The sequence below is a fragment of the Methylobacterium frigidaeris genome (assembly GCF_022179185.1).
GTDB lineage: Bacteria > Pseudomonadota > Alphaproteobacteria > Rhizobiales > Beijerinckiaceae > Methylobacterium > Methylobacterium frigidaeris.
This window is the reverse complement of the sequence record NZ_BPQJ01000008.1, coordinates 12,882-33,847: the sequence shown is the minus strand read 5'-3', so window position 1 is coordinate 33,847 and position 20,966 is coordinate 12,882. Positions and strand designations below refer to the sequence as shown.

The window sequence follows — 20,966 nt, the reverse complement described above, 5'->3', positions numbered from 1 at the left end:
CAACTGAACCATGGATCAGACGGTCGTCGCCGCCGAGCAGAACCGACGCTTCGCCACTTTCGGCCTCACGCAGGACGACCTCGCTCGCCTGCGCAGCCTCGCCGGCTTCGCGCGGGAGCGCTTGCCGGGGCTCCTCGCCGAGTGGAACGCCCGCTTCGCCGCCTGGCCGGAGATCCAGGAGACCCTGCGCGATCCGGAGGTTCACGCGGTCCGGGTGGCGCATTGGGTGCGGGTGGTGGGCGGCGATTTCGGCCCGGATTTCACGGCCTCCGCCGAGCGGCTGGCCTTCGTCTTCTACGCGCGGCGGGTGCCGGCCTACGCGGTCGCGATCTGCCACGCCACGGTGACGGCAGGGCTCGCCGAGGCCCTCGGCCCCGCCGGTCCGCGACGGCTGCTCGGGGGGAAGGCCGAGGCGGCGCTTCAGGGCGCCCTCACCCGGGCGGCCTGGCTCGACCTCGAAGTGCTGCTCGAGACCTACGCGGCCGCCGAGCAGGCCAGCCGGCGCAGCACAACCGCCGCCCTGGCCCAGGCCTTCGAGGAGCGTGTCGGGGCGGCGATCGGTGCGGTCGCCGACCAGGCCCGCTCCCTCGACGGCACCGTCGGCGCCCTGTCGCGCAACGCCGCGCGCTCGACCGAAGCCGCCACCGCCGTGGCGGCGGCGGTGATCGAGGCCTCGGCCGGGACCGAGCAGGTGGCGCGCTCCGCCGAGCAGTTGCGCGCGGCGATCGCCGAGATCGCCGGCGAGGTCGGCCGCTCCCACGCGGTCGCGCAGGACGCAGTGACGCTGTCCGACGCGGTGGCGGCGCGGGTCTCCTCGCTCGCCGAGGCGGTGGCGCAGGTGGGCGAGGTGGTGACGCTGATCACCGGCATCGCGGCTCAGACCAATCTGCTCGCGCTCAACGCCACGATCGAGGCCTCCCGCGCCGGGGCGGCCGGCCGCGGCTTCGCGGTGGTGGCCGCGGAGGTGAAGGCGCTGGCGCAGCAGACCGCCCGGGCCACCGGGACGATCGCCGGGCAGATCGACGCCATGCGGGCGGCGGCGGGCGGCTCGGTCGAGGCCATCGCCCGCATCCGCGAGACGATCGGGCGCGTCAACGAGAGCAGCGCGATGATCAGCGCCGCGGTCGAGGAGCAGAGTGCCGCCACCGCCGAGATCGCCCGCAGCACCCGCGACGTCAGCGCCGGCACCGACGAGGTCGCCCGCCTGATCGACCGCGTGCGCGAGGACGCCGGCGGCACCGCCGAGGCCGCCGCCCGGGTCACCGACTCCACCCAGGATCTCGGACGGCAGGCGGAGGCGATGAGCGCGGCGGTGGGGGCGTTCTTAGGCGAGGTCAGGGCGGCGTGACGCCGCCGATCCCCGCCCGCTTCAGCGTCCCGGCCAGGAGCTCGACCTGGGCGGCGATGCGCCCGAACGCTGCCGAATCCGCGCCTTCGGGCTTCGGCGGCAGCCTCTCGCCGCTCGCGGTGCGGGCCAGCGCCTGGGCCAGCCAGTCGCGCCAGGCGCGCCAGATCGCGGCGTCCGACCCCGCCGGCTCCGGCTCGTGGCGCAGGATCGCCAGGCGGCCGGCCATGCGGCGCAAGGTGGCGTCGGCGACCATCGCGGCCTCGATGCGGGAGCGGCCGCGCCGGCGCGGCTCCTGCAGCGCGCGGGAGAGCGCCGCCTCGAGGTTGTTGCTGGCAAGCCCCGCCGCCCGGGCCGCGGCCTCGGCGGCGGCGGACGGCCCCTCGCCCAACCGCTCCGCCACCACGGCCTCGGCGTAGCGGGCATGGGTTGCCAGCGCGGCGCGGAGCGCGTCGCGCACGCGGCCCGGCTCCCAGAGCGGCCACAGCAGCAGGCCGGCCAGCACCGCCACCGCGCCGCCCAGCACCGTGAACAGGGCCCGCATCCCGACGATCTCCCAGGAGGAGTGACCGGGCTCGACGAGCTCCACCAGCACCACGACGAGGGGCGTCAGGCAGGCGATGAAGGTGCCGTAGCTCACGCCCCTGGCGGCGAAGCCGACCACGCTGAGCGGCACCATCATGGCGGCGAGGATCGGCGGCGAAGTGGCGTAGAAGGCGAGCACCGCCCCGATCACCCCACCCAGGACCGTGCCGCCGATGCGCTCCAGCGCCCGCTGCCAGGTGGCGGCGTAGAAGGGCTGCATCGTCAGCACCACCGTGATGGTGAGCCAGTGGGTGAACGGGCCGGGCCACCAGAAGGTGAGCGCGAGGGCCGGCAAAGCCACCACGGTCGCGCGCACGGCGTGGCGCAGGTTGGCCGAGGACCAGGTCAGGTTGGCGCGAATCGGCTGGAGCACGGCCTCGCGCCAGGGCGGGGCCGGCGCGCCGGCGAGCCCCCCGCCGCCGGCGAGGTCCTCCGGCCCCGACAGCTTGGCGCCGATCCGCACCCGGTCGAGGATGCGCTCGGCCATCCGGCGATAGGCCGGGTCGGCGTCGGGGGCGGGCCTCGCCCGGGCGAGCACCCGCTCGATGCGCCGGAGGTCCACCGGCCGGTCGCGGCGGATCGCCCTCCCCAGGATCTTGAGGAGCGGCGGCAGCAGGCGCAGGAGCCTGGCGGCCTCGGCCCGCTGCGCCGGGGTGGCGCGCTCGAGGTAGTCCGACAGGGCGATCATCACCCCGAACAGCTGCTCGGCCGCCTCCAGCCGGATCAGCGCCCGGGCATTGCGCTCCGAGAGCCGGGCGCGACTGCGGGCGAGGTCCAGCACCAGGGTGCGGGCGGCCTCGATGGCGTCGCGCACCGCCCGGCGGTGGCCCCGCGCATGGGCCTCCCAGACCGCGAGGTCGGCCCCGCTCGTGTCGGCTCCTGGCGGATCGGCCGAGAGCCGGCGCAAGTCGCGGGCGAGGCGCGACAGGCCGCGCCAGACGCCGCCGATCGCGGTGTGGGCGGGCCTGTAGGGATGGAGCCGCCACACGACCAGGGCCAGGAAGGCGGCCCAGAGCCCGCCGGCCCAGAACATCGCGGCGACGACCGCCCCCTGCTCCACGCTCAGCGCCCGGTCGAGGGCGAGGCAGAGCACCACCACCAGCACGTTGCCGACGGTCTGGGCCGGCACGCCCCAGACCCGCGCGAAGGTGCAGCAGAAGATGACGACGAGCGCCACCGGCAGGACGAGGGCCGGGCCGTAGCCCTCCATCACCCCGAAGGCGCCCCAGACGATGCCGCCGAGGCCCGCGAAGGCGAGGAGCGCCTTGAGCCGCGGCCGGATCGGCCCGCCGATGTCGCAGAAGCAGGTCAGGTTGGCGGCGAGCGCCATGGTGAGGAGCGGCGGCCAGGCCAGCCACCATTCGAGCAGGATGATGCTCGCGAAGGCGACCGCCGCCCGCAGGCCCTCGGCGACGTTGATGCCGGTGAGGTCCGGCGCCACCGGCAGCCGGGCGAGGTCGGGGCCCGGCTCGCGCAGGGTTCCACGGCGGAGGGGCAAGGGCTTCATCGAACGGGAGGGGTCACGGCGCGCGGAGGTCTCGACAGGGCCTCGGCGAGCGTGGCAAGCCGCGTGCCCCGCGACCCGTTATAGGATGCGGGGCCGCCCCGTGTACCGATCAGGCCTCTGGGCGCACCGGATAGGCCGGCCGGCCCGCGACCGGCATCGCGGTCCGGCGGCAGAGATAGACCTCCTCCTCCGGATGCGCCTCGATCCGGAAGCCGGAGGCCCGCAGCATCGCCTCGGTGCAGGCGCGGTTGGGCGCCCACCAGTTGGTCGGGTCGCCGGCGTAACGCCGCTCGATGAAGTGCAGCTTCGGGTAGCCCGGATCGTCGAAATGGCCGGCATCGAAGAAGTCGTAATCCTCTGCCACCGGCGCCACCGTGCCAGCGCCCCGCTGCATCGACTGGAACACCATCAGATCGCCGGCGACGTGGGCATGGATCAGGTCGAGAGCCAGCAGCGGGTGGCGCAGGTGGTAGAGCACGCCCATGAACAGCACCACGTCGAAGCGCTCAGCCAAAGCCCCGACGTCGTAGACCGAGAGGTTGCGGAACTCGATCTCGGCGCCCAGCGCCTCGGCGGCGAAGCGGGCTTGGGCCAGATAGCGCTCGTCCTCGTCGATCCCGAGCACCCGGGTCGCGCCGCGGCGCTTCATCTCGACCGCGTAGAAGCCAGCATTGCAGCCGATATCGAGCACCGTCTTGCCGGTGAGGTCGGCCGGCACGGCGTCCGCGAAGGTCCGCCACTTCACCATCGGGTAGTCGCCGAGGAAGTGGCCGGGCGCCGTGAACACGCCGGGCGCGATCTCGATGTTGTGGAACCAGGGGCCCAGGGCCTCGGCACGTTTGCGCAAGGACTGGGCACGCAAAGTCGCGTCGGTCATGCTGTCGTCGGTCATGCGTGGTGTCCCAGGAACGCCCGCTCGTTCAGGCTCTCGACCTTGGCGCCCCAGGCGCCCAGCACCAGCACGCTCACCGAGGCCGGGCCGATCTCGAAGCGCTGCATCCCGTCCGCCCCGAGCCCGAGGGCATGGGCGATGACGAGCTTGATCACGTCGGCATGGCTGACGAGGGCGAGGCGGGCCTCGCCGTGGCGGGCGCGCAGGTCTTCCAGCCCCCGCAGCACGCGGGCCTGTGCCTCCAAAGCCGTCTCGCCCCCCGGCGGCCGGGTGACGTGGCGGGCCTGGTTCCAGCCGGTCCAGGCGGGATCGCCGTGCAGGTCGTCGAAGCTCTGCCCGGCCCAGGCGCCGAAATCGATCTCGTTCAGGGCCGGCAGGATCTCGACCGCGAGCCCGGCCCGGGCCGCGAGCGGGGCGGCGGTCTCCTGCGCCCGCTCCAGCGGCGACGCGTAGACCGCCGCCAGTCCCTCGCCGGCCAGCCGCGCAGCGAGCGCCTCGCCTTGCGCCCTCCCCTCGCGCCCAAGCGTCACCCCGGGCATCCGCCCGCACAGAACGCGGCCGAGCCGGTCGTGGGCGGCGTGCCGCACCAGGAAGAAGGTCGTGGTCATGTGCCTCCGACTCACCCTCGTCCGAACGCCAGATAGGCCGGGGCACAGGGGCGGCCATGGGTGGGATGGATACTGGCGGGTAGTTTTTTCGAATGGGCTCGGCGGGGCTGCGCGGTGGATGCGGATCCAACGCCCCTCTCCGGTCCATCCACGCCCGTTCCGGCCGAGGAAGGCGTGAGCAGGGACGACAGGCCGACTTCCCGTACACTGGCGCCCACGAGCGGCCGCGCTAGGTTCGGGACCGTGCCGACGCCCGGCTCCAGACCGTGCAGCACGCTCCGGAGGATCCTCGCCATGCGCCCGACCAAGCTCCTCGCTCTCATGGGCGCGCTCGCCTGCGGCGTGGTCGGTCTCCCGGCCGGCGCACAGGGTATCCGCAACGCCCCGCCACCCCGGGCTCTGGAGACGGCGGCCTACGTGTTCGCGGCGGCCAATGTCTGCGGCTACCGCATCGGCACCGCGCCGTTCGAGGCCCTGCTCGCGCGCTACCAGGTGTCGATCGAGGACGTGCGCCCGCCCCGCGGCCCGTTCGGCGCCAAGGTGCAGACGATCTTCGCCCTGATGTCGAACCAGATGATGCAGAACCGGGACGCCGCCTGCCGGGCAGTGGCCGGGGAGTACGGTCCCGAGGGCAACATCGCCCCGGGCATCCTCCTGCCCGCCGCCCGGGAGGAGGCGCCGCCCGCCAGACAGCCTTGAAGAGAGCACGGAGACACGGATGAGCGACGAGGCCAGCCGCCCGCAAGGACGACAGCACGGGCGCTACGCCTACAGCCCCCTGCCGCGCCGCCCTCCCTACGACTGGCCGGGGGCCAAGCGGCTCGCGGTCTACGTCGCCCTCAACGTCGAGTGCTTCGATTTCGGCGGCGGCCTCGGGGCCGAGCTGGCGCCGGGCGGGCCGCAGCCGGACGTGCTGAACTACGCCTGGCGCGACTGGGGCAACCGCGTCGGGGTGTTCCGCCTCGCCGAGCTGTTCGACGCGCTGTCGCTGCCGGCCTCGGTGCTGGTCAACAGCCGCATCTACGCCGAGTGCCCCGGCCTGATGGACGTCTTCCGCGCCCGCGGCGACGAGGTGGTGGGGCACGGCCGCACCAACGCCGAGCGCCAGGGCACCCTGCCGGAGGACGCGGAGCGGGCCCTGATCGCGGAGGCCACTGCGATCCTGACCCGGGAAGAGGGCCGTGCGCCGGCGGGCTGGCTCGGCCCCTGGATCTCGCAGAGCCGCGCGACCCCGGACCTTCTCGCCGAGGCCGGCTACCGCTACCTCCTCGACTGGTGCCATGACGACCAGCCGACCTGGTTTTCCACCCGCGGCGGACGCATCCTCTCGGTGCCCTATCCGCAGGAACTGAACGACATCCCGTCCATCGTCGGGCGCAAGGATTCGGGGGCCCAGTTCGCCGAGATGATCGTCGACACCTTCGAGGAGATGCGCGCCGCCGCCTCCGCCGCGCCGCTGGTGATGGGCATCGCGCTCCACCCCTACCTCGTCGGCCAGCCGCACCGGTTGCGGCCGCTGCGCCGGGCGCTGGCGCATATCGCGCAACACCGGGAGGAGGTGTGGATCACCCGCGCCGGGATGATCGCGGATCACGCCATCGGGCTGCCGGACGGGATGGTGCCGGGGTAAGGCGCGGCTCCTCGCGTCTGCGGGGCAGGCGCCGAACGGATTGCCGGCGTCCGTAGCCTCTTACAAGGAATCATGCCTCAGGGGAAGTCAAGGGCGCCGTTGCAAGACCGTCCTGCGATATGACAGCCCTCTACCGGACGGCCGGCTCGTAACCGATAGTTAACGGCACATACTCATGATGCGTGAATAATTTCACATCTGGGTAATGCCATGTTGCGCAGGCTGACCGTTCGATCCCGCCTCTACGTCGGCTTCGCGTCGTTGATGGTCATTGCGGCCTCCTTGGGCGGCTTCTCGATCTACCAGCAGGCCGGCCTCGTCGAGCAGTACGAGCGTCGGGCGCTGCTCGACGACCTGTCGCGCTCCGCGCTCGCCGTGATCGTGTCGACGAAGACGATGTCGGGCCAGGCGGAGCAGTACCGGCTCTCGCCGCGGCCCGAGCTGATCGCCGGAATCGACGCGGAGCGCCAGGCGATCGAGGAATCGGGGGATCTCATGGCCAAGCGGGCGATCGCCGAGGATCGCCGCCGGCTCTACGGCGAGATCCGCGACCAGGCTCGTGACCTGAAGCCCGACCTGCAGCGCCTGGAAGCGGCGGGGCGCAGCATGGCGGAGACCAAGGACAAGCTGTTCAAGGGCGGCGACGAGCTGACCCGCGCCACCACCGCGATGCTGGCCGAGATGCGGACCCGCGCCAGCGACGCACAGGTGCTCCAGGCCGCCGCGGCCGAGAGCGCCGTGCTGCTGGTGCGGGTCGCCAATTGGCGCTTCCTGGCGACGCAGGATCCGAACGGCCCGGCGACCTTCGCGACGAATGCCGGCAAGGCGGAAGCGGCCCTCAAGGCCCTGCGCGGGACCGACTCCACGGGTGCCTTCGCGCAGCCGATCCGCGCGGCCGAGCAGGCGCTCGCGGCCTACGTCACCGCCTTCCAGGCCTACAGCGTGGCCTTGGGCGAGAGCCAGAAGGCCTACGATTCCGGCATCAAGCCGCGCGTGACGGCCATCGACCAGGCGACGAAGACCGTGCGGGCCAAGGTGGAGGCCGTGGTCCGCGAGATCGCCGCCGACACGCAGGCGATGACGGCCCGGACGCGGACGATCCAGCTCGTCCTGATCGCCGTCGCCCTGTCCCTCGGCGCCGGCCTCGCGTTCCTGATCGCCCGCAGCATCGTCGGGCCGATCGGCGGGATGACCGCGGCGATGAAGCGCCTGGCTCAAGGAGAGACCAACCTGACCGTGCCCTCCCGCGACTCCCGGGACGAGATGGGCGAGATGGCCCAGGCGGTCGAGGTGTTCCGCCAGAACGCCATCGCCCGCGACCAGCTGGAAGCGCAGCAGCGCGACGAGCAATCCGCCCGCCAGCGCCGCGCCGACCGGGTCGACCAGCTGGTGCGGGGCTTCCAGCACCGGGTGGCGGACTCGCTCGAGATCGTCACCTCGGCCGCGACCGAGCTCGACGCCACGGCCCGCACCATGACGGGCGTCGCCGACATCACCAGCACCCAGGCGCAGGCCTCCAGCACCACCGCCGAGCAGACCGCGGCCAACGTCCAGATGGTCGCGGCGGCGGCCGAGGAGATGGTGAGCTCGCTCCAGGAGATCGAGCGGCAGGTGCTGCGCTCGAACGAGGTGGCCGGCAACGCCACCCGCGAGGCCGCGGCGACCGACGCCGCCATGACGAGCCTGAGCGCCGCCGCCACGCAGATCGGCGCCGCGGTCGCGACGATCACGGCGATCGCCGACCAGACCAACCTGCTCGCCCTCAACGCCACGATCGAGGCGGCGCGTGCGGGTGCGGCCGGCCGCGGCTTCGCGGTGGTGGCGGCCGAGGTGAAGGAGCTGGCCGCCCAGACCTCCCGGGCGACCGTGGAGATCGGCGGGCAGATCAACGCGATCCAGGCGGCCACCGGCCAGGCGGCCGGCGCCATCGGGCAGATCGGCCAGACCATCGCGACGATCAACGAGATCAGCGGCATGATCGCCGCGACGGTGACGGAGCAGACCGCCGCCACGGCCGAGATCTCGCGCAACGCCTCGCAGGCCGCCCAGAGCACCCAGGACGTGACCGCCGCGATGGCCGGCGTCCTCGGCTCCGCCAGCGAGACCGGCAGCGCCGCCTCCCAGGTGCTGATGGCTGCCGCCGAGCTCGCCACGCAGTCGCTCACCGTCAAGCAGGAGGTGGACGGCTTCCTGCGCGATATTCAGGCGGCCTGACGCTGCGGCGGTCGCGGGCGCCGAATCTCGATCACCGGCCCCGCCGCGGCGACGCAGCGGGGCCGTTTCGCTTCCTGTTCATCTTCCGCTTCCGATCCGGACTGGACCGAGGAACGGCAGGGGGCGACGCTCCAGCTCATCACCCCGCGCGCCCTGACGGGCGAGCGGGTGCGGGTCAACCTCACGATCGACAAGGGTCTGCTGCGTCAGGCCGACGAGGCCGCGGAGGCACGGGGCCTGACCCGCTCGGGCCTGATCGAGGATGCGCTCGCGGCGACGATCGGGACCTGATCCGTCCTCTCACGACGGATCCATCGGCGGTCGCCGGGAGCCCGGGGGTCCGCGGGACGTGATAGGGGCGTCGGCAGGTGTCGAGGCCCGCCTACCCGCGAGAATGGGCAGCAACGGCGCCAGGCCTTGGCCGTATCCGTCGCAACGTCACCGTGCCGATTCCGATGCCTCCGCCGCCGATCGGCTTCATCAACCGGACCTGTGGGCGTGGCTGCTGTTCAAGAGCAAGTTGTCGGAAAGATTCAGGGGCAAAACGACTTTGTGCGCTGGCGCACACCGGGCACCAGCAGTCCGCGGCTGGCGAGTGACGAATGTTGACATTCATCACCCCTCCAGTAGGTTGCTCGACATGCGGCCGGGCCGGCCGCGACCTTGAGTTGGGCTCCGCCCCCTCGCTCCGCTCAAGGCCGTGGATCGGTCCGGCCGTACCCGTTTTCGCGATGCCCGCGAGGTAAGCCGCTTTACGCCGGGTGGCGTTTCTGGCACCGCCCGGTTCATGTCGCTGCGCGCCTGCCTCGTCCTCGCCCTGCTCACCGGCCTCGCGGGCTTGAGCCTACGCCTCGCCATGCCGGTCACACCGGTCGACCAGGATTACCGCGACGTGGTCGCGTTCTACCGCGCGATGCCGGTCGGCAGCGGACACTGACGCCTCAGCCGATCGCCCGCCCCGCCGCCTCGGCCAGCGCCCGGAAGCGATCGCCGGTCAGGCCAAGCCCCCAAGCCTCGTAGAGCAGCCGCCCGCCATTCGGCAGGGTCTCGAAGCCGCCCTCCGGCGCCTCGCGAAAGCGCTCGAGGGCGATCGGAAATTGGTTCAGGGTCGCGGCCTGGCTGACATGGGCGGCGAAGAGCTCGGCCTTGAAGGCGCAATCCTCGGGGTCGAGGTGGAGCGCGATCGCCCGCCGCGGCGGGTCGGTCGGCAGGAAGCTGCCGGCGTCGAACCCATCCGGGCCGGCATGGTAGAACGGCATCTCGATCACCGCGAGGCGCTCTGGCCCGAGGAGCCGGCGGGCGCCCCGGAGGCCGAGCGCCACGGCGTCGTGGTCCGGGTGGCCGCCCTCGTAGGCGTGGGTCAGCGCCACCGTGATGCCGCGCTCGGTGAAGATCTCGGCCAGACGCCGGGCGAGGGGCGCGATGATCTCGGCGACGCCCTGGTCGGGATAACGAAGGGCGATGCGCCGCTCCGGTGCGATCCTCGCGAGGGTCAGCGCCGCATCCAGCTCCCGGGCACGCGCCGCCGCGTAGGCGGCGGGATCGGCGAAGCCGTGGCGCGTGGCGTCCCGCCCGTCGCGGGGGACGCCGTCGGTGACGTGGATCACCGTGAGGCCGGAGAGGCGCGGCAGCTGCGCGCCGCAGCCGATGCTCTCGTCGTCCGGGTGGGCGACCACGAGCGCGGCGTGCTCAGCCGCCACCGGCCCGCAGGCCGGGTCGGCGAGGGCTGCCAGGAACCGCTCGGCGGCCGGCGAGGTCGGGGCGATCGCCGTCATCGCGGTCAGATCGCCGGCTGCGGCCCGAGGGCCGGCCCGGGCCGGATCATCCCGGCATAGCGCCGGACCATCGCGGCGCAGAACTCGGCGAACTCCTCCTTCACCTGCGGCGGGCTGGTGTGGTGGGGGGCGATGCCCCGGTGCTCGGGGGTGAAGCAGAAGGTCACGGTCACGTCGAACTCCGCCAGGGCCTCCATCTGCCGGTCGAACCAGTCGAGGGCATCGGGCCGGAACGAATCGGCCCAGGACAGGCCTGTCCGGAGATACGTCACTCCGAGCCGCCGCATCCAGGCCACCGCCTCGTCGAGCCGGTGATCCTGGTAGTGGAACCACTGGCACAGGCCCAGCGCCGGGGTGTGGCGGGCGAAGTGCTCGAGCGCCGGCTTGGGCGTGCCGTCCTCGCGCAGCAGCCCCATGTAGAAGTGCCGGTAATAGGACGAGCCCTCCGCCTCCCGGTGCCGGGTGGTGGCGCCCCAGGCCTGCGGCAGGTCGTAGAGGCTGTACCAGTGGATCCGCGGCGCCCGGCCGACCAGCAGCTCGGCGGTACGGTCGAGGCCGAAGACCTGCACCTCCTCGGCGCCGAAGGTCGAGACGCCGACCTCGGTGACCCAGATCGGCTTAGGGGTCACCGCCCGGATCTCGGCGATCTTCGCCGGCCACTCGTTGATCTGCCAGAGGTTCCAGTCGAGCGGAAAGCCGTGCACCGCCACCACGTCGACGTGGTCGAGGGCGCGCCGTCCGTCGAGCATCCGGATGAAGGTCGGATCGATCGGCGAGATGCCGCCCAGCACCGTCGGCAGGTGCGGCGCCTCCGCCTTCACGGCACGCGCCGCGCAATCCAGCGTGTCGGCGAAGAGCGACCAGCCCGGATCGATCTCGGGATCCCAGTGCGACTTGTTGTTGGGCTCGTTCCAGATCATCGCCGCTTCGATCATGCGGGCCTCGTCGCGAAAGGGCAGGGAATTGGGGGTGGGGAGTATGGTGGCCCGTCATGGCGGCAGGCCGGGCGCGGTGCAAGCCGTCCGCCGCTGGCTTCGGACCCCGGACCGGGCGTATCGTGACGTCAGATCGAGGGCGTGGCGGCAAGCGGGCCGGATTCGGGGAGGATGTCATGCTTCGCATCGGATTGCGCGCAGCGAGAGGATTTCGGGCGGAGAGCGTCCCGGTCGAGCCGGCGCGGCGGGCGCTCTTGAAGGGCGCCTGCACCTGCGCCGCCCTGGCCTTCCTGCCCCGGGCGGCCGCGGCGCAGGCCGCCCCCGCTCCTGCCCGGCCGGTCCACGCCGATCTCGACGCCGCAGCGAGGCAGATCGAAGCGGCGATGATCGCCTGGCGGCGCGACATCCATGCCCATCCGGAGCTCGGCAACCGCGAGCGCCGCACCGCCGCCCTGGCGGCCCAGCACCTGCGAGGCCTCGGCTACGAGGTGCGGGAGGGCGTCGGGCGCACCGGAATCGTCGCCGTGCTGAAGGGCGGGGCCGGGCCCGGCCCGGTCGTCGCGCTCAGGGCCGACATGGATGCGCTTCCGGTGCGCGAGGAGGTCGACCTGCCCTTCGCCTCGAAGGCCCGGGCCGTATGGGGCGGCCAGGAGGTCGGCGTGATGCATGCCTGCGGCCATGATTGCCACGTGGCCATCCTGATGGCGGCGGCCCAGGTGCTCGCGGCCCACCGCGACCGCCTGCCCGGCACGATCAAGCTGCTGTTCCAGCCCGCCGAGGAGGGCACGGTGGGAGAGGGCGTCTGCGGCGCCCGCCTGATGGTCGAGGAGGGCGCGATGCGCGACCCGAAGCCCGACATGGTGTTCGGCCTGCACGTCTCGAGCGCGCTGCCGACGGGGAGCATCGGCTACCGGCCCGGCAACGCCATGGCGGGGGCGGACCGCTTCCAGATCAAGGTGACCGGGCGCCAGACCCACGGCGCGATGCCGTGGAACGGCGTCGACCCGATCGTGATCGGATCGACCATCGTCACGACGCTCCAGACCGTGGTCAGCCGCGAGACCGACGTCGCGCGCAGCCCCGCGGTGCTCAGCGTCGGCATCTTCAAGGGCGGTCTGCGCAACAACATCATCCCGGAGACCGCCGAGCTTGAGGGCACGCTCAGGACCTTCGGCGAAGCGCAGCGCGCCACCGCCAAGCGCCGGGTCACCGAGATCGCCCAGTCGATCGCGACAGGCATGAACGGCAAGGCCGAGGTGACCTGGGACGAGAACGGCTACCCGCCGCTCCACAACGATGCCGCGCTCACCGCCCGATGCGCCCCGACGCTGGCGCGCCTCTTCGGCGAGCACGCGCGGCTGGTGGATCCCGCCATGGCGAGCGAGGACTTCCCCTACTTCGCGAAGGAGGCGCCCGGCTTCTTCTACTTCGTCGGCATCACCCCGCCGGGCACCGACCCCGCCAAGGCGGCGCCCAACCACTCGCCGCGCTTCACCGTCGACGAGGCCGGGCTGATGACCGGCCTGCGCGCCACCCTGCACCTCGTGGCGGATGCGACCGGGATGGCGTGAGTGCGGGATGGCGTGAGTGCTTGCTGCCTGGAAGCATTCCGAAGAACAGGCGATTTGTCCTGCGGCTTGACGGCCACGCAGACCTCGCTTGTGCGACGACGCCTTGACGGCGATGCCGCACCTGCGAGATGACCTCTCCCAAATCGAGAACCGACGACCCGTCGAACGCCTTCAGGATTCCTGGCACGATGAGCAACTTCAACGAGGAGCGCGTCCTGTCCGTCCATCACTGGACCGACTCGCTCTTCAGCTTCCGCACGACCCGCGACCCGTCGTTCCGCTTCCGCAACGGCGAGTTCACGATGATCGGCCTCAAGGGCGAGGGCAAGCCGCTCCTGCGCGCCTACAGCGTGGTCAGCGCCAATTACGAGGAGGAGCTGGAGTTCTTCTCCATCAAGGTGGCCAACGGCCCGCTCACCTCCAAGCTGCAGCACCTGAAGGTCGGCGACCCGATCGTGGTCAGCCGCAAGGCCACCGGCACCCTGGTGCTCGACAACCTGATGCCCGGCCGCAACCTCTACCTGCTCGGCACCGGCACCGGCCTGGCGCCGTTCCTGGCGATCATCAAGGACCCTGAGACCTACGAGCGCTTCGAGAAGGTCGTGCTCGTCCATGGCTGCCGTCACGTCCAGGAACTCGCCTACGGCGAGACGATCACCGAGACGCTGCCGAACCACGAGCTGATCGGCGACATGGTCCGCGATCAGCTGATCTACTACCCGACCGTGACCCGCGAGCCGTTCCGCAACCGCGGCCGCATCACCGACCTGATGACCTCCGGAAAGCTCTTCGCCGATATCGGCCTGCCGATGATGTCGAAGGAGGCCGACCGCTTCATGCTCTGCGGCAGCCCGGACATGATCCGCGACACCCGCGACCTGCTCGCGGGCGCCGGCTACATCGAGGGCAACCACGGCGAGGCCGGCCACTACGTGATCGAGAAGGCCTTCGTCGAGAAGTAGCGGCGTGATAGGCCGGATGCGCGAGGAGAAACTGTCTTTGCGCATCCTGCTCATCAACCCCAACACCACGCCCGCGGTCACCGAGCAGGCGGCGGTGCATGTTCGACACATCTTCCACCGCCGGCTGATCCCGGCGGAGGTCGTGCCGGCCACCGGCCGGTTCGGCGCCCGCTACATCGCGAGCCGCGCCGCCGCGGCCATCGCCGGCCACGCCGCCCTCGACGCGCTGGCGGCGCATGTCGGAGGTTGCGACGCGGTCTACCTCGCCTGCTTCGGCGACCCCGGCCTTCTCGCCCTCAAGGAAGTCTCGCCGGTGCCGGTCGTCGGCATGGCGGAGGGGGCGTTCCACCTCGCCTGCACGCGTGGACGACGCGTCGGCATCGTCACCGGCGGCGTCCTCTGGAAACCGATGCTGACCGAGTTCGTGGCGATGCTCGGCCTCTCCGAGCGCCTCGCCGGCATCCGCACCGTGGCGCCGACCGGCGGCGAGATCGCCCGCGACCCCGACGCGGCTTTGGGCCGCTTGGCCGCGGCCTGCCGCGACTGCGCGGAGATCGACGGCGCCGACGTGGTGGTGCTCGGCGGCGCGGCGCTGGCCGGTCTCGCCGAGCGGGTTCAGCCCCAGGTGGATGTGCCGGTGATCTGCTCGGTCGAGGCCGGGGCGCGGGCGGTGATGGCCGCCGCGGGGCTCGCCGGGGCGCGTTCGTCTCTGCCGCCAACCGAGAGTGTGGGGCTGTCGGAGGAACTGGCGCGGTTGCTGCGCGGCGATTGAGAGGAGAACCCGCGCCTCTCATTCTCCCGGACGGCCCTGGCCCGCATGGGCCCCGACATCGGTGCCGGCTCGCCCCGCCCCTAAGCCTCCGGCTCCATCCACGGCGGATCCCCCTCCCCGACCGGCCGGAAGCACGGCACCGGCGTGCCGTTCTTCGACGAGGCGAAGACCAGCCGTACCGGCTGGCCGATCGCGAGCTGTCCGGCCTCGCACGCGACGAGGCTCGTCAGCATCGTCGGCCCTTCCGCCAGGGTGACGTAGGCGATCGCGCGGGGCGGGTCCTCGCGGGCGAGCACGGTGAAACTGTAGATCGTGCCCTCGCCGGAAGCCTCCTCCCAGGCGGTCTCGCCGAAGCAGAACGGGCATAGGGAGCGCGGATACCAGTGCGCCTTGCCGCAGGCGGTGCAGCGGCGCAGGAGGAACCGGCCTTCCTTCGCCGCCGCCACGAAGGGCGCGGATTCGGGGCTCGCCGGCGGGTCGGGCCAGTCCCCGTCGCGCAGGGTGAGGCAGGTCGAGGAAATCCGGGCCATGCGTCTCACTCCCTCCCGAGCACCAGGGTCGCGGCGCCGTGGCGGCTGCCCAGCAGGCCGCCGATCCCGGTCGCCACGGCGAGGTCGCAGTTCCTCACCTGGACTGCCGCATGGGCCTCCCCGCGGAGCTGGCGCACAGCCTCGATCACCTTGGTGATGCCGCCCCGGTTGGCCGGGTGGTTGTTGCACAGGCCGCCGCCATCGGTGTTGAACGGCAGCCGGCCGCTGCCGGAGATCAGGGTGCCGTCGGCGACGAAGCGCCCGCCCTGCCCCTTCTCGCAGAAGCCCAGATCCTCGAGCTGCATCAGCACCGTGATGGTGAAGCTGTCGTAGATCGAGGCGTACTTGATGTCGGCCGGGGTCACCCCGGCCTCCGCGAAGGCGGCGGGCCCCGAATGGCGCGCCGCCGACCAGGTGAGATCGACCTCGCCGCCGAGCTGCCCTTTCTGCGCCTCGCCCGCTCCCCTCACCCGCACCAGTGGGCGCTTCAGGCTGCGGGCGATCTCGGGCCGCACCACCACGAGCGCTCCGCCGCCGTCGCTGACGACGCAGCAATCGAGCCGGTGCAGCGGATCGGCGACCATCGGCGAGGCCAGCACGTCCTCGACGGTCACCACGTCGCGCAACATCGCGTGCGGGTTGTGCTGCGCATGGTGCGAGGCCGCGACCTTGATCCAGGCGAGCTGCTCCGCGGTGGTGCCGAACTCGTGCATGTGTCTGCGAGCGCAGAGCGCGTAGAGGTTGACCGTGGTCGGGCCGAACGGCGTCTCCCATGGGCTGTCCGGCGCGTCGGCGATGACGGGCCGGGCCGCGGTACCGGAATGGCCGGCGCTGCGCGGCCGGCCGGCGAGCGTGATCAGCGCGACGTTGCAATGGCCCATCGCGATGGCCTGCGCCGCATGGGCCACGTGGGCGATGTAGGAGGCGCCGCCGATGTCGGTGCTGTCGAGGTGGCGCAGGCGCAGGTTCATGTAGTCGGCCATCGCCAGCGGTCCGAGGCCCGGGGCATCCCCGGCGCAGAAATAGCCGTCGACGTCGTCCTTCGTGAGCCCGGCATCGGCGAGCGCCCCGGCGGCGGCTTCGGCGTGGAGCTGGGCCACGGACTTGTCGGGGGCCTTGCGGGTCGGGTGCTCGTAGGCCCCCGCGATGAACGCGCGTCCGTTGATCGTCATGGTCACACCGGGTCCCAGGAGAACACGTCGGGGCTGCGGTCGAGGGGGGCGAGGTGGCCGGAGAGCGCCGGCATCCCGTGCTCGGCGATGGTCTCCGGCGTCCAGCCCTCGCCCCGGTGCACGCCGCGCACCGGGCGGGGATGGTTGAACACGAACAGCTCGTTGTGGCGGGCGGCGAAGATCTGGCCGGTGACTTGGGCGGCGGCGTCGGAGGCGAGGAAGACCGCGAGCGGCGCGTTCTTCTCCGGCCCCATCGCCTGAAGCTTGGCGACGCGGGCCTTCTGCTCCGGGGTCTCGGCCGGGATCGAGCTCGTCATCCGGCTCCAGGCGAAGGGCGCGATGCAGTTCGAGCGCACGCCGAAGCGGCCCATGTCGAGGGCGATCGACTTCGACAGGGCGGCGATGCCGAGCTTGGCCGCCGAGTAGTTCGCTTGGCCGAGATTGCCGATCAGTCCCGAGGTCGAGGTCATGTGGACGTAAGCGCCTGCATTCTGGCGCCGGAAGGTCTCGGCGGCGGCGCGGGAGACGAAGAAGCTGCCGTTGAGGTGGACGTTGATGACCGACAGCCACTCCTCGGGGGTCATCTTGTGGAAGATCTGGTCGCGCAGGATGCCGGCATTGTTGACCACGATGTCGAGGCGGCCGAACGCGTCGAGGGCCGTGGCGACGATGCGCTGCGCGGCCTCCCACTCGGCGACCGTGTCGGTGCTGACCACCGCCTCACCGCCCCGCTGCTCGATGATCGCGCGGGTCTGCTCGCCCGGCGTCGCCGAGGTCTCACCGAGGCCGCTGAGGCTGGCGCCGACGTCGTTGACCACCACCTTGGCGCCGGCGAGCGCCATGGCGAGCGCGATCTCCCGCCCGATGCCGCCCCCGGCTCCGGTGACGAGCGCGACCTTGCCGTCCAGCATGCCCATGGAGCTCTCCTTTATTGCCTGCTCCAGCGCGGCGGGCGCTTCTGGAAGGCCCGGTGGCCCTCGCGGTCATCGTCGGGGACTTGCCCCCGAGCGCGGGCCGCCTCGCTCGCCGATCGTCCCCGCGGAGGGGGGAAGCGTTCCGACGCTTCATCCCGAACCTGCCCGGCCGAGCCCCCAATCACCCCGCCTCCCCCACCTCGATCACCGCGTCCGCCGCGAAGGCCCCCTCCGGCAGGGCGAAGACCGGGTTGAGATCGATGGAGGCGAGCCGCGGCCCCGCCGCCACGGCGAAGACCGAGAGGCGCGACAGCATCCGGGCGAGCGCCGCGACATCGCAGGGCGGCCGGCCACGGGCGCCGGTGAGCAGGGGGGCGGCCTTGATCGAGCGGATCATCGCCTCGGCGACGTCCTCGCCGAACGGGCAGCGCCGGAAGACCACGTCGCGCATCACCTCGACGAAGACCCCGCCGAGGCCGACCATCGCCACCGGGCCGAAGACCGGGTCGCGCTGGATGCCCATGATGCACTCGACCGCCCCCCTGACCTGGCGTGCCACCAGCACGCCCTCGATCCGGGCCGCAGGCGCGTGGCGGGCGGCGCGCTCCAGGAGCGTGGCGTGGCCGCGCCGGACCGCGTCGGCGTCGGACAGGTCGAGCAGCACACCGCCGATCTCGGTCTTGTGCAGGATGTCCGGCGACAGGACCTTCATCACGACGGGGAAGCCGAAGGATTCGGCCGCCGCGACCGCGGCATCGGCATCCGCGCAGGCGGCCTCCGGTACCGTCGCGATCCCGGATGCGGCGAGCAGGCGCTTCGCCTCGGCCTCGCTCGGGTTCGTCTCGGGGAGCCGGACGGGCTCGCCCGCCGGCACTGCTGCCGGCTCCGACGCCGAGAAGCTGGCGCCGAGGCGGCCCATCGCGTCGAGAGCGACCACCGCCCGGGCCGGGTCCTCGTAGAGCAGGTAGCCGTCGGCCTCGTATTCCCGGTTGCGCTCCTCCGAGGCGAGGACCGAGAGAGCGTAGAGCCGGTCCGGGTGGCGCGCCTTGACGGCGTTGAGCTGGGCGCGGATCGCCGGGGCCATGCTGGGGGCGCCGCCGATCTGGGTGAAGAAGGCCAGGATCGAGGAATAGCCGCCGTCGGCGATCATCGATTCGGTGAAGCGGCCGATCAGCGACAGGTCGTTGAAGGCCTGCGCAGTGCAGTCCACCGGATTGCGCGGGGCGGCGATGGGCAGGATCGCCCGCAGGCGGTCCTGCGCCTCCTCCGGCATCGGGGGCATCGGCAGGCCGACCGCCTCGGCGGCGTCCGAGATCAGGACGCCGGCGCCGCCCGAGATGGTGATGACCCCTAAGCTGTTCGGCACCGGGTAGATCCGCCGCGTCGCCGCGTAGGCGATGTCGATCAGTTCCTCGGTCGAGCGGGCCCGGATCGCTCCGTGCTCGGCCAGCACCGCGGAGAAGACCGCGTCGTTGCCCGCGATCGAGGCGGTGTGCGACTGCGCCGCCGCGCGGCCGACCGCGCTGCGGCCGACCTTCATCAGGATCACGGGCTTCCTCGCCCGCCGGGCCGATGCCAAGGCGTCGGCGAAGGCCGGCCCGGCCGAGACGCCCTCGGCGTAGGCCATGACGACGTCGAGGTCGTCGTCCTGCGCCATCCAGGCGATCACGTCGGCGACCGACAGGTCGGCCTCGTTGCCGGTGGTGACCAGCATCCCGGTACCGATGCCCCGGGCGCGGCAGGCGGCGAAGAGGTGGGTGCCGTAGGCGCCCGACTGGCTGGCGATGCCGATGCGCCCCGGCAGCGGCAGGCCGCCCTCAAGGGAGGCGGAGAAGATCGGGTAGAAGCCGGCGGCCGCGTTGAACAGGCCGAGGCAGTTCGGCCCGAGGAGCCGCATCCCGTGCCGCCGCGCCGCCGCGACGAGGGCGGCCTGGTCTCGCGCCCCCGCCTCGCCGATCTCGGCGTAGCCCGCCGTGAACATCACGGCGAAGCGGGTCCCGCGCGCGCTCAGCTCCTCGACCGCCTGGAGCGCCGCCGCGCCCGGTACCGCGATCACCGCGACGTCGGGCGCCTGCGGCAGGGCCGCGACGGAAGGGTAGCAGGCGAGGCCCTGCACCTCGGCCCGGTTCGGGTTCACCGGCAGGATCGCGCCCGTAAAGCCGGCGCGCAGCATGTAGGCGATCGGCCGGCCGCCGATGCGGGTCGGGTCGGCGGAGGCGCCGATGATCGCGACCGCGCCGGGCCGGACCAGGGCGGCAAGATCGGCGGCGTCAGTTCTGGACATACGGGCATCCGCCTTCGCCGAGCGGCCGGAACGCCTCGTCGCCCGGGACCGTGGCGACGAGCTCGTAGAGGTCCCACCGGCTCCTCGACTGGGACGGTTTCTTGAAGCGCATCAGGTACATGTCATGGACCATGCGGCCGTCGACCCGGACCTTGCCGCCTTGCGCGAAGAAGTCGTCGACCGGCGTCGCGCGCATCGTCGCCATCACGGCGGCGGAGTCGGTGGTGCCGGCGGCCCGCACCGCCTTCAGGTAATGGGTGATCGCCGAGGTCACGCCGGCCTGGTAGGCGGTCGGCATCGCCTTGCGGCGGGCGAAGAACCGCTCGGCATAGGCCCGGGTCTCCGGCGTGCGGTCCCAGTAGAAGCTCTCGGTAAACAGCGTGCCCTGGAGCACGTCGAGCCCGAGGGATGCCGCATCGGTCAGCGTGACCTGGAGCGCCACCATGGTCTTGTCGGACTGCATCAGGCCGAATTCGTTCGCCTGCTTGACGGCGTTGGCGAAGTCGCTGCCGGAATTGGCGAGCGCGATCACCGCGGCCGGCGAGGACTGCGCCTGGAGCAGGAAGGACGAGAAATCGGGGTTGTTGAACGGGTGCCGGACCTTGCCGAGGACGGTGCCGCCTGACGCCTCGACGGTCTTCGCGGCGTCGCGTTCGAGGGCGTGGCCGAACGCGTAGTCGGCGGTGAGGAAGAACCAGGTCATGCGTCCGCGGGCCACCACCGCCTTGGCGGTGGTGTTCGACGAAGCGTAGGTGTCGTAGGTCCAGTGCACGCTCGTCGGCGAGCAATGCTTGCCGGTGAGGTCGGACGAGCCGGAGCCGGAGATCAGGAAGATCCTGTTGCGCTCGTGCGTCACGGCCTGGACCGCGAGTGCGACCGCCGAGTTCACGCCCTCGGCGATCACGTCGACCCCTTTCGTGTCGATCCAGTTGCGGACGATCGCCGAGGCGATGTCGGGTTTGTTCTGGTGGTCGGCCGAGATGATCTCGATGCGCCGGCCCAGCACCGTGGGGCCGAAATCCTCCACTGCGAGCCGGGCGGCGGCGACCGAACCCTCGCCGTTGCCCTGGCTGTACTGGCCACTCATGTCGGTGATGATCCCGATCCGGAGCACGTCGCCGTCGGCGCGTGCCGCGGAGGGGACCACGAAGGGCGCAGAGAGCGCGGCCGCGGCGCAGACCGCCCGCAGCATTGCCCAGGCGCCGCGCGCCCGCAGGCTTGCACCGGCGCAGGGCGCTGTCCGGGCCCGTCGGGTCCGTGCCATCCTGGT

19 protein-coding genes are annotated in these 20,966 nt (G+C 72.2%); 9 read left to right on the top strand and 10 right to left on the bottom strand.

Annotated features, from left to right (window positions below; genetic code table 11):
• The first annotated feature begins 10 nt into the window (after window positions 1-10).
• A complete protein-coding gene (locus tag MFF64_RS10600) occupies window positions 11-1,348 on the top strand; it encodes a globin-coupled sensor protein (RefSeq protein ID WP_238190733.1) in 1,338 nt (445 codons plus the stop codon).
• On the opposite strand, the gene MFF64_RS10595 is transcribed toward MFF64_RS10600, so the two are convergent.
• From MFF64_RS10595 to MFF64_RS10585, 3 genes are all read right to left on the bottom strand, one after another.
• The gene (locus tag MFF64_RS10595; RefSeq protein ID WP_238190731.1) at window positions 1,335-3,437 is read right to left on the bottom strand and encodes an FUSC family protein; all 2,103 of its coding nucleotides are present in this window, start codon (window positions 3,435-3,437) and stop codon (window positions 1,335-1,337) included. The two genes, MFF64_RS10600 and MFF64_RS10595, sit on opposite strands and share 14 nt — an antisense overlap.
• Before the next feature lie 109 nt (window positions 3,438-3,546).
• Window positions 3,547-4,329 (bottom strand): TIGR04290 family methyltransferase, encoded by a 783-nt coding sequence (locus MFF64_RS10590; protein WP_238190729.1) that lies wholly within the window; start codon window positions 4,327-4,329, stop codon window positions 3,547-3,549.
• Complete coding sequence (locus tag MFF64_RS10585) at window positions 4,326-4,937, bottom strand: histidine phosphatase family protein (protein ID WP_099906113.1); 612 nt, start codon at window positions 4,935-4,937, stop codon at window positions 4,326-4,328. The genes MFF64_RS10590 and MFF64_RS10585 overlap by 4 nt, the downstream gene beginning before the upstream one ends.
• Window positions 4,938-5,231: 294 nt before the next feature.
• Between MFF64_RS10585 and MFF64_RS10580 the strand changes: the two genes are divergently transcribed.
• The 5 genes from MFF64_RS10580 to MFF64_RS10560 all read left to right on the top strand — a co-directional run bounded on the left by MFF64_RS10580 (window position 5,232) and on the right by MFF64_RS10560 (window position 9,718).
• Window positions 5,232-5,636 carry a hypothetical protein gene (locus MFF64_RS10580; RefSeq protein ID WP_099906115.1) on the top strand — a complete coding sequence of 135 codons (405 nt, stop codon included), beginning with the start codon at window positions 5,232-5,234 and terminating at the stop codon, window positions 5,634-5,636.
• 19 nt (window positions 5,637-5,655) lie between these two features.
• Window positions 5,656-6,567 (top strand): polysaccharide deacetylase family protein, encoded by a 912-nt coding sequence (locus MFF64_RS10575; protein ID WP_099906117.1) that lies wholly within the window; start codon window positions 5,656-5,658, stop codon window positions 6,565-6,567.
• 210 nt (window positions 6,568-6,777) lie between these two features.
• On the top strand, window positions 6,778-8,781 hold the full coding sequence (locus MFF64_RS10570; RefSeq protein ID WP_238190727.1) for a methyl-accepting chemotaxis protein: 2,004 nt from the start codon (window positions 6,778-6,780) through the stop codon (window positions 8,779-8,781).
• A gap of 168 nt (window positions 8,782-8,949) precedes the next feature.
• Complete coding sequence (locus MFF64_RS10565; RefSeq protein WP_133123645.1) at window positions 8,950-9,072, top strand: ribbon-helix-helix protein, CopG family; 123 nt, start codon at window positions 8,950-8,952, stop codon at window positions 9,070-9,072.
• Window positions 9,073-9,568: 496 nt separating this feature from the next.
• Window positions 9,569-9,718, top strand: coding sequence for a hypothetical protein (locus MFF64_RS10560; protein WP_165795820.1), 150 nt, complete (start codon window positions 9,569-9,571; stop codon window positions 9,716-9,718).
• Between the two features lie 4 nt (window positions 9,719-9,722).
• On the opposite strand, the gene MFF64_RS10555 is transcribed toward MFF64_RS10560, so the two are convergent.
• A complete protein-coding gene (locus tag MFF64_RS10555; protein ID WP_238190725.1) occupies window positions 9,723-10,556 on the bottom strand; it encodes a PIG-L deacetylase family protein in 834 nt (277 codons plus the stop codon).
• A gap of 5 nt (window positions 10,557-10,561) precedes the next feature.
• Window positions 10,562-11,491 (bottom strand): glycoside hydrolase 5 family protein, encoded by a 930-nt coding sequence (locus tag MFF64_RS10550; RefSeq protein ID WP_238190722.1) that lies wholly within the window; start codon window positions 11,489-11,491, stop codon window positions 10,562-10,564.
• Window positions 11,492-11,667: 176 nt separating this feature from the next.
• On the opposite strand from MFF64_RS10550, the gene MFF64_RS10545 reads away from it, so the two are divergent.
• The 3 genes from MFF64_RS10545 (at window position 11,668) to MFF64_RS10535 (ending at window position 14,796) form a co-directional block, all read left to right on the top strand.
• Entirely contained in the window at window positions 11,668-13,062 is a 1,395-nt protein-coding gene (locus MFF64_RS10545) for an amidohydrolase (protein ID WP_238190720.1), read from the top strand.
• Between the two features lie 188 nt (window positions 13,063-13,250).
• Entirely contained in the window at window positions 13,251-14,024 is a 774-nt protein-coding gene (locus tag MFF64_RS10540; RefSeq protein WP_099901263.1) for a ferredoxin--NADP reductase, read from the top strand.
• Window positions 14,025-14,061: 37 nt separating this feature from the next.
• The gene (locus MFF64_RS10535) at window positions 14,062-14,796 is read left to right on the top strand and encodes an aspartate/glutamate racemase family protein (protein WP_238190808.1); all 735 of its coding nucleotides are present in this window, start codon (window positions 14,062-14,064) and stop codon (window positions 14,794-14,796) included.
• Between the two features lie 80 nt (window positions 14,797-14,876).
• Here MFF64_RS10535 and MFF64_RS10530 read toward each other — a convergent pair whose 3' ends face one another.
• From MFF64_RS10530 to MFF64_RS10510, 5 genes are all read right to left on the bottom strand, one after another.
• Window positions 14,877-15,326 (bottom strand): Zn-ribbon domain-containing OB-fold protein, encoded by a 450-nt coding sequence (locus MFF64_RS10530; protein ID WP_099904203.1) that lies wholly within the window; start codon window positions 15,324-15,326, stop codon window positions 14,877-14,879.
• 5 nt (window positions 15,327-15,331) lie between these two features.
• Window positions 15,332-16,498, bottom strand: a complete 1,167-nt coding sequence (locus MFF64_RS10525) for a thiolase family protein (protein WP_099904202.1) — start codon at window positions 16,496-16,498, stop codon at window positions 15,332-15,334.
• Between the two features lie 2 nt (window positions 16,499-16,500).
• Complete coding sequence (locus tag MFF64_RS10520) at window positions 16,501-17,415, bottom strand: SDR family NAD(P)-dependent oxidoreductase (protein ID WP_099904200.1); 915 nt, start codon at window positions 17,413-17,415, stop codon at window positions 16,501-16,503.
• A 178-nt stretch (window positions 17,416-17,593) separates the two neighbouring features.
• Entirely contained in the window at window positions 17,594-19,696 is a 2,103-nt protein-coding gene (locus tag MFF64_RS10515; RefSeq protein WP_238190718.1) for an acetate--CoA ligase family protein, read from the bottom strand.
• Window positions 19,683-20,888 (bottom strand): ABC transporter substrate-binding protein, encoded by a 1,206-nt coding sequence (locus MFF64_RS10510; protein WP_099903681.1) that lies wholly within the window; start codon window positions 20,886-20,888, stop codon window positions 19,683-19,685. The genes MFF64_RS10515 and MFF64_RS10510 overlap by 14 nt, the downstream gene beginning before the upstream one ends.
• Between the last annotated feature and the right edge of the window lie 78 nt (window positions 20,889-20,966).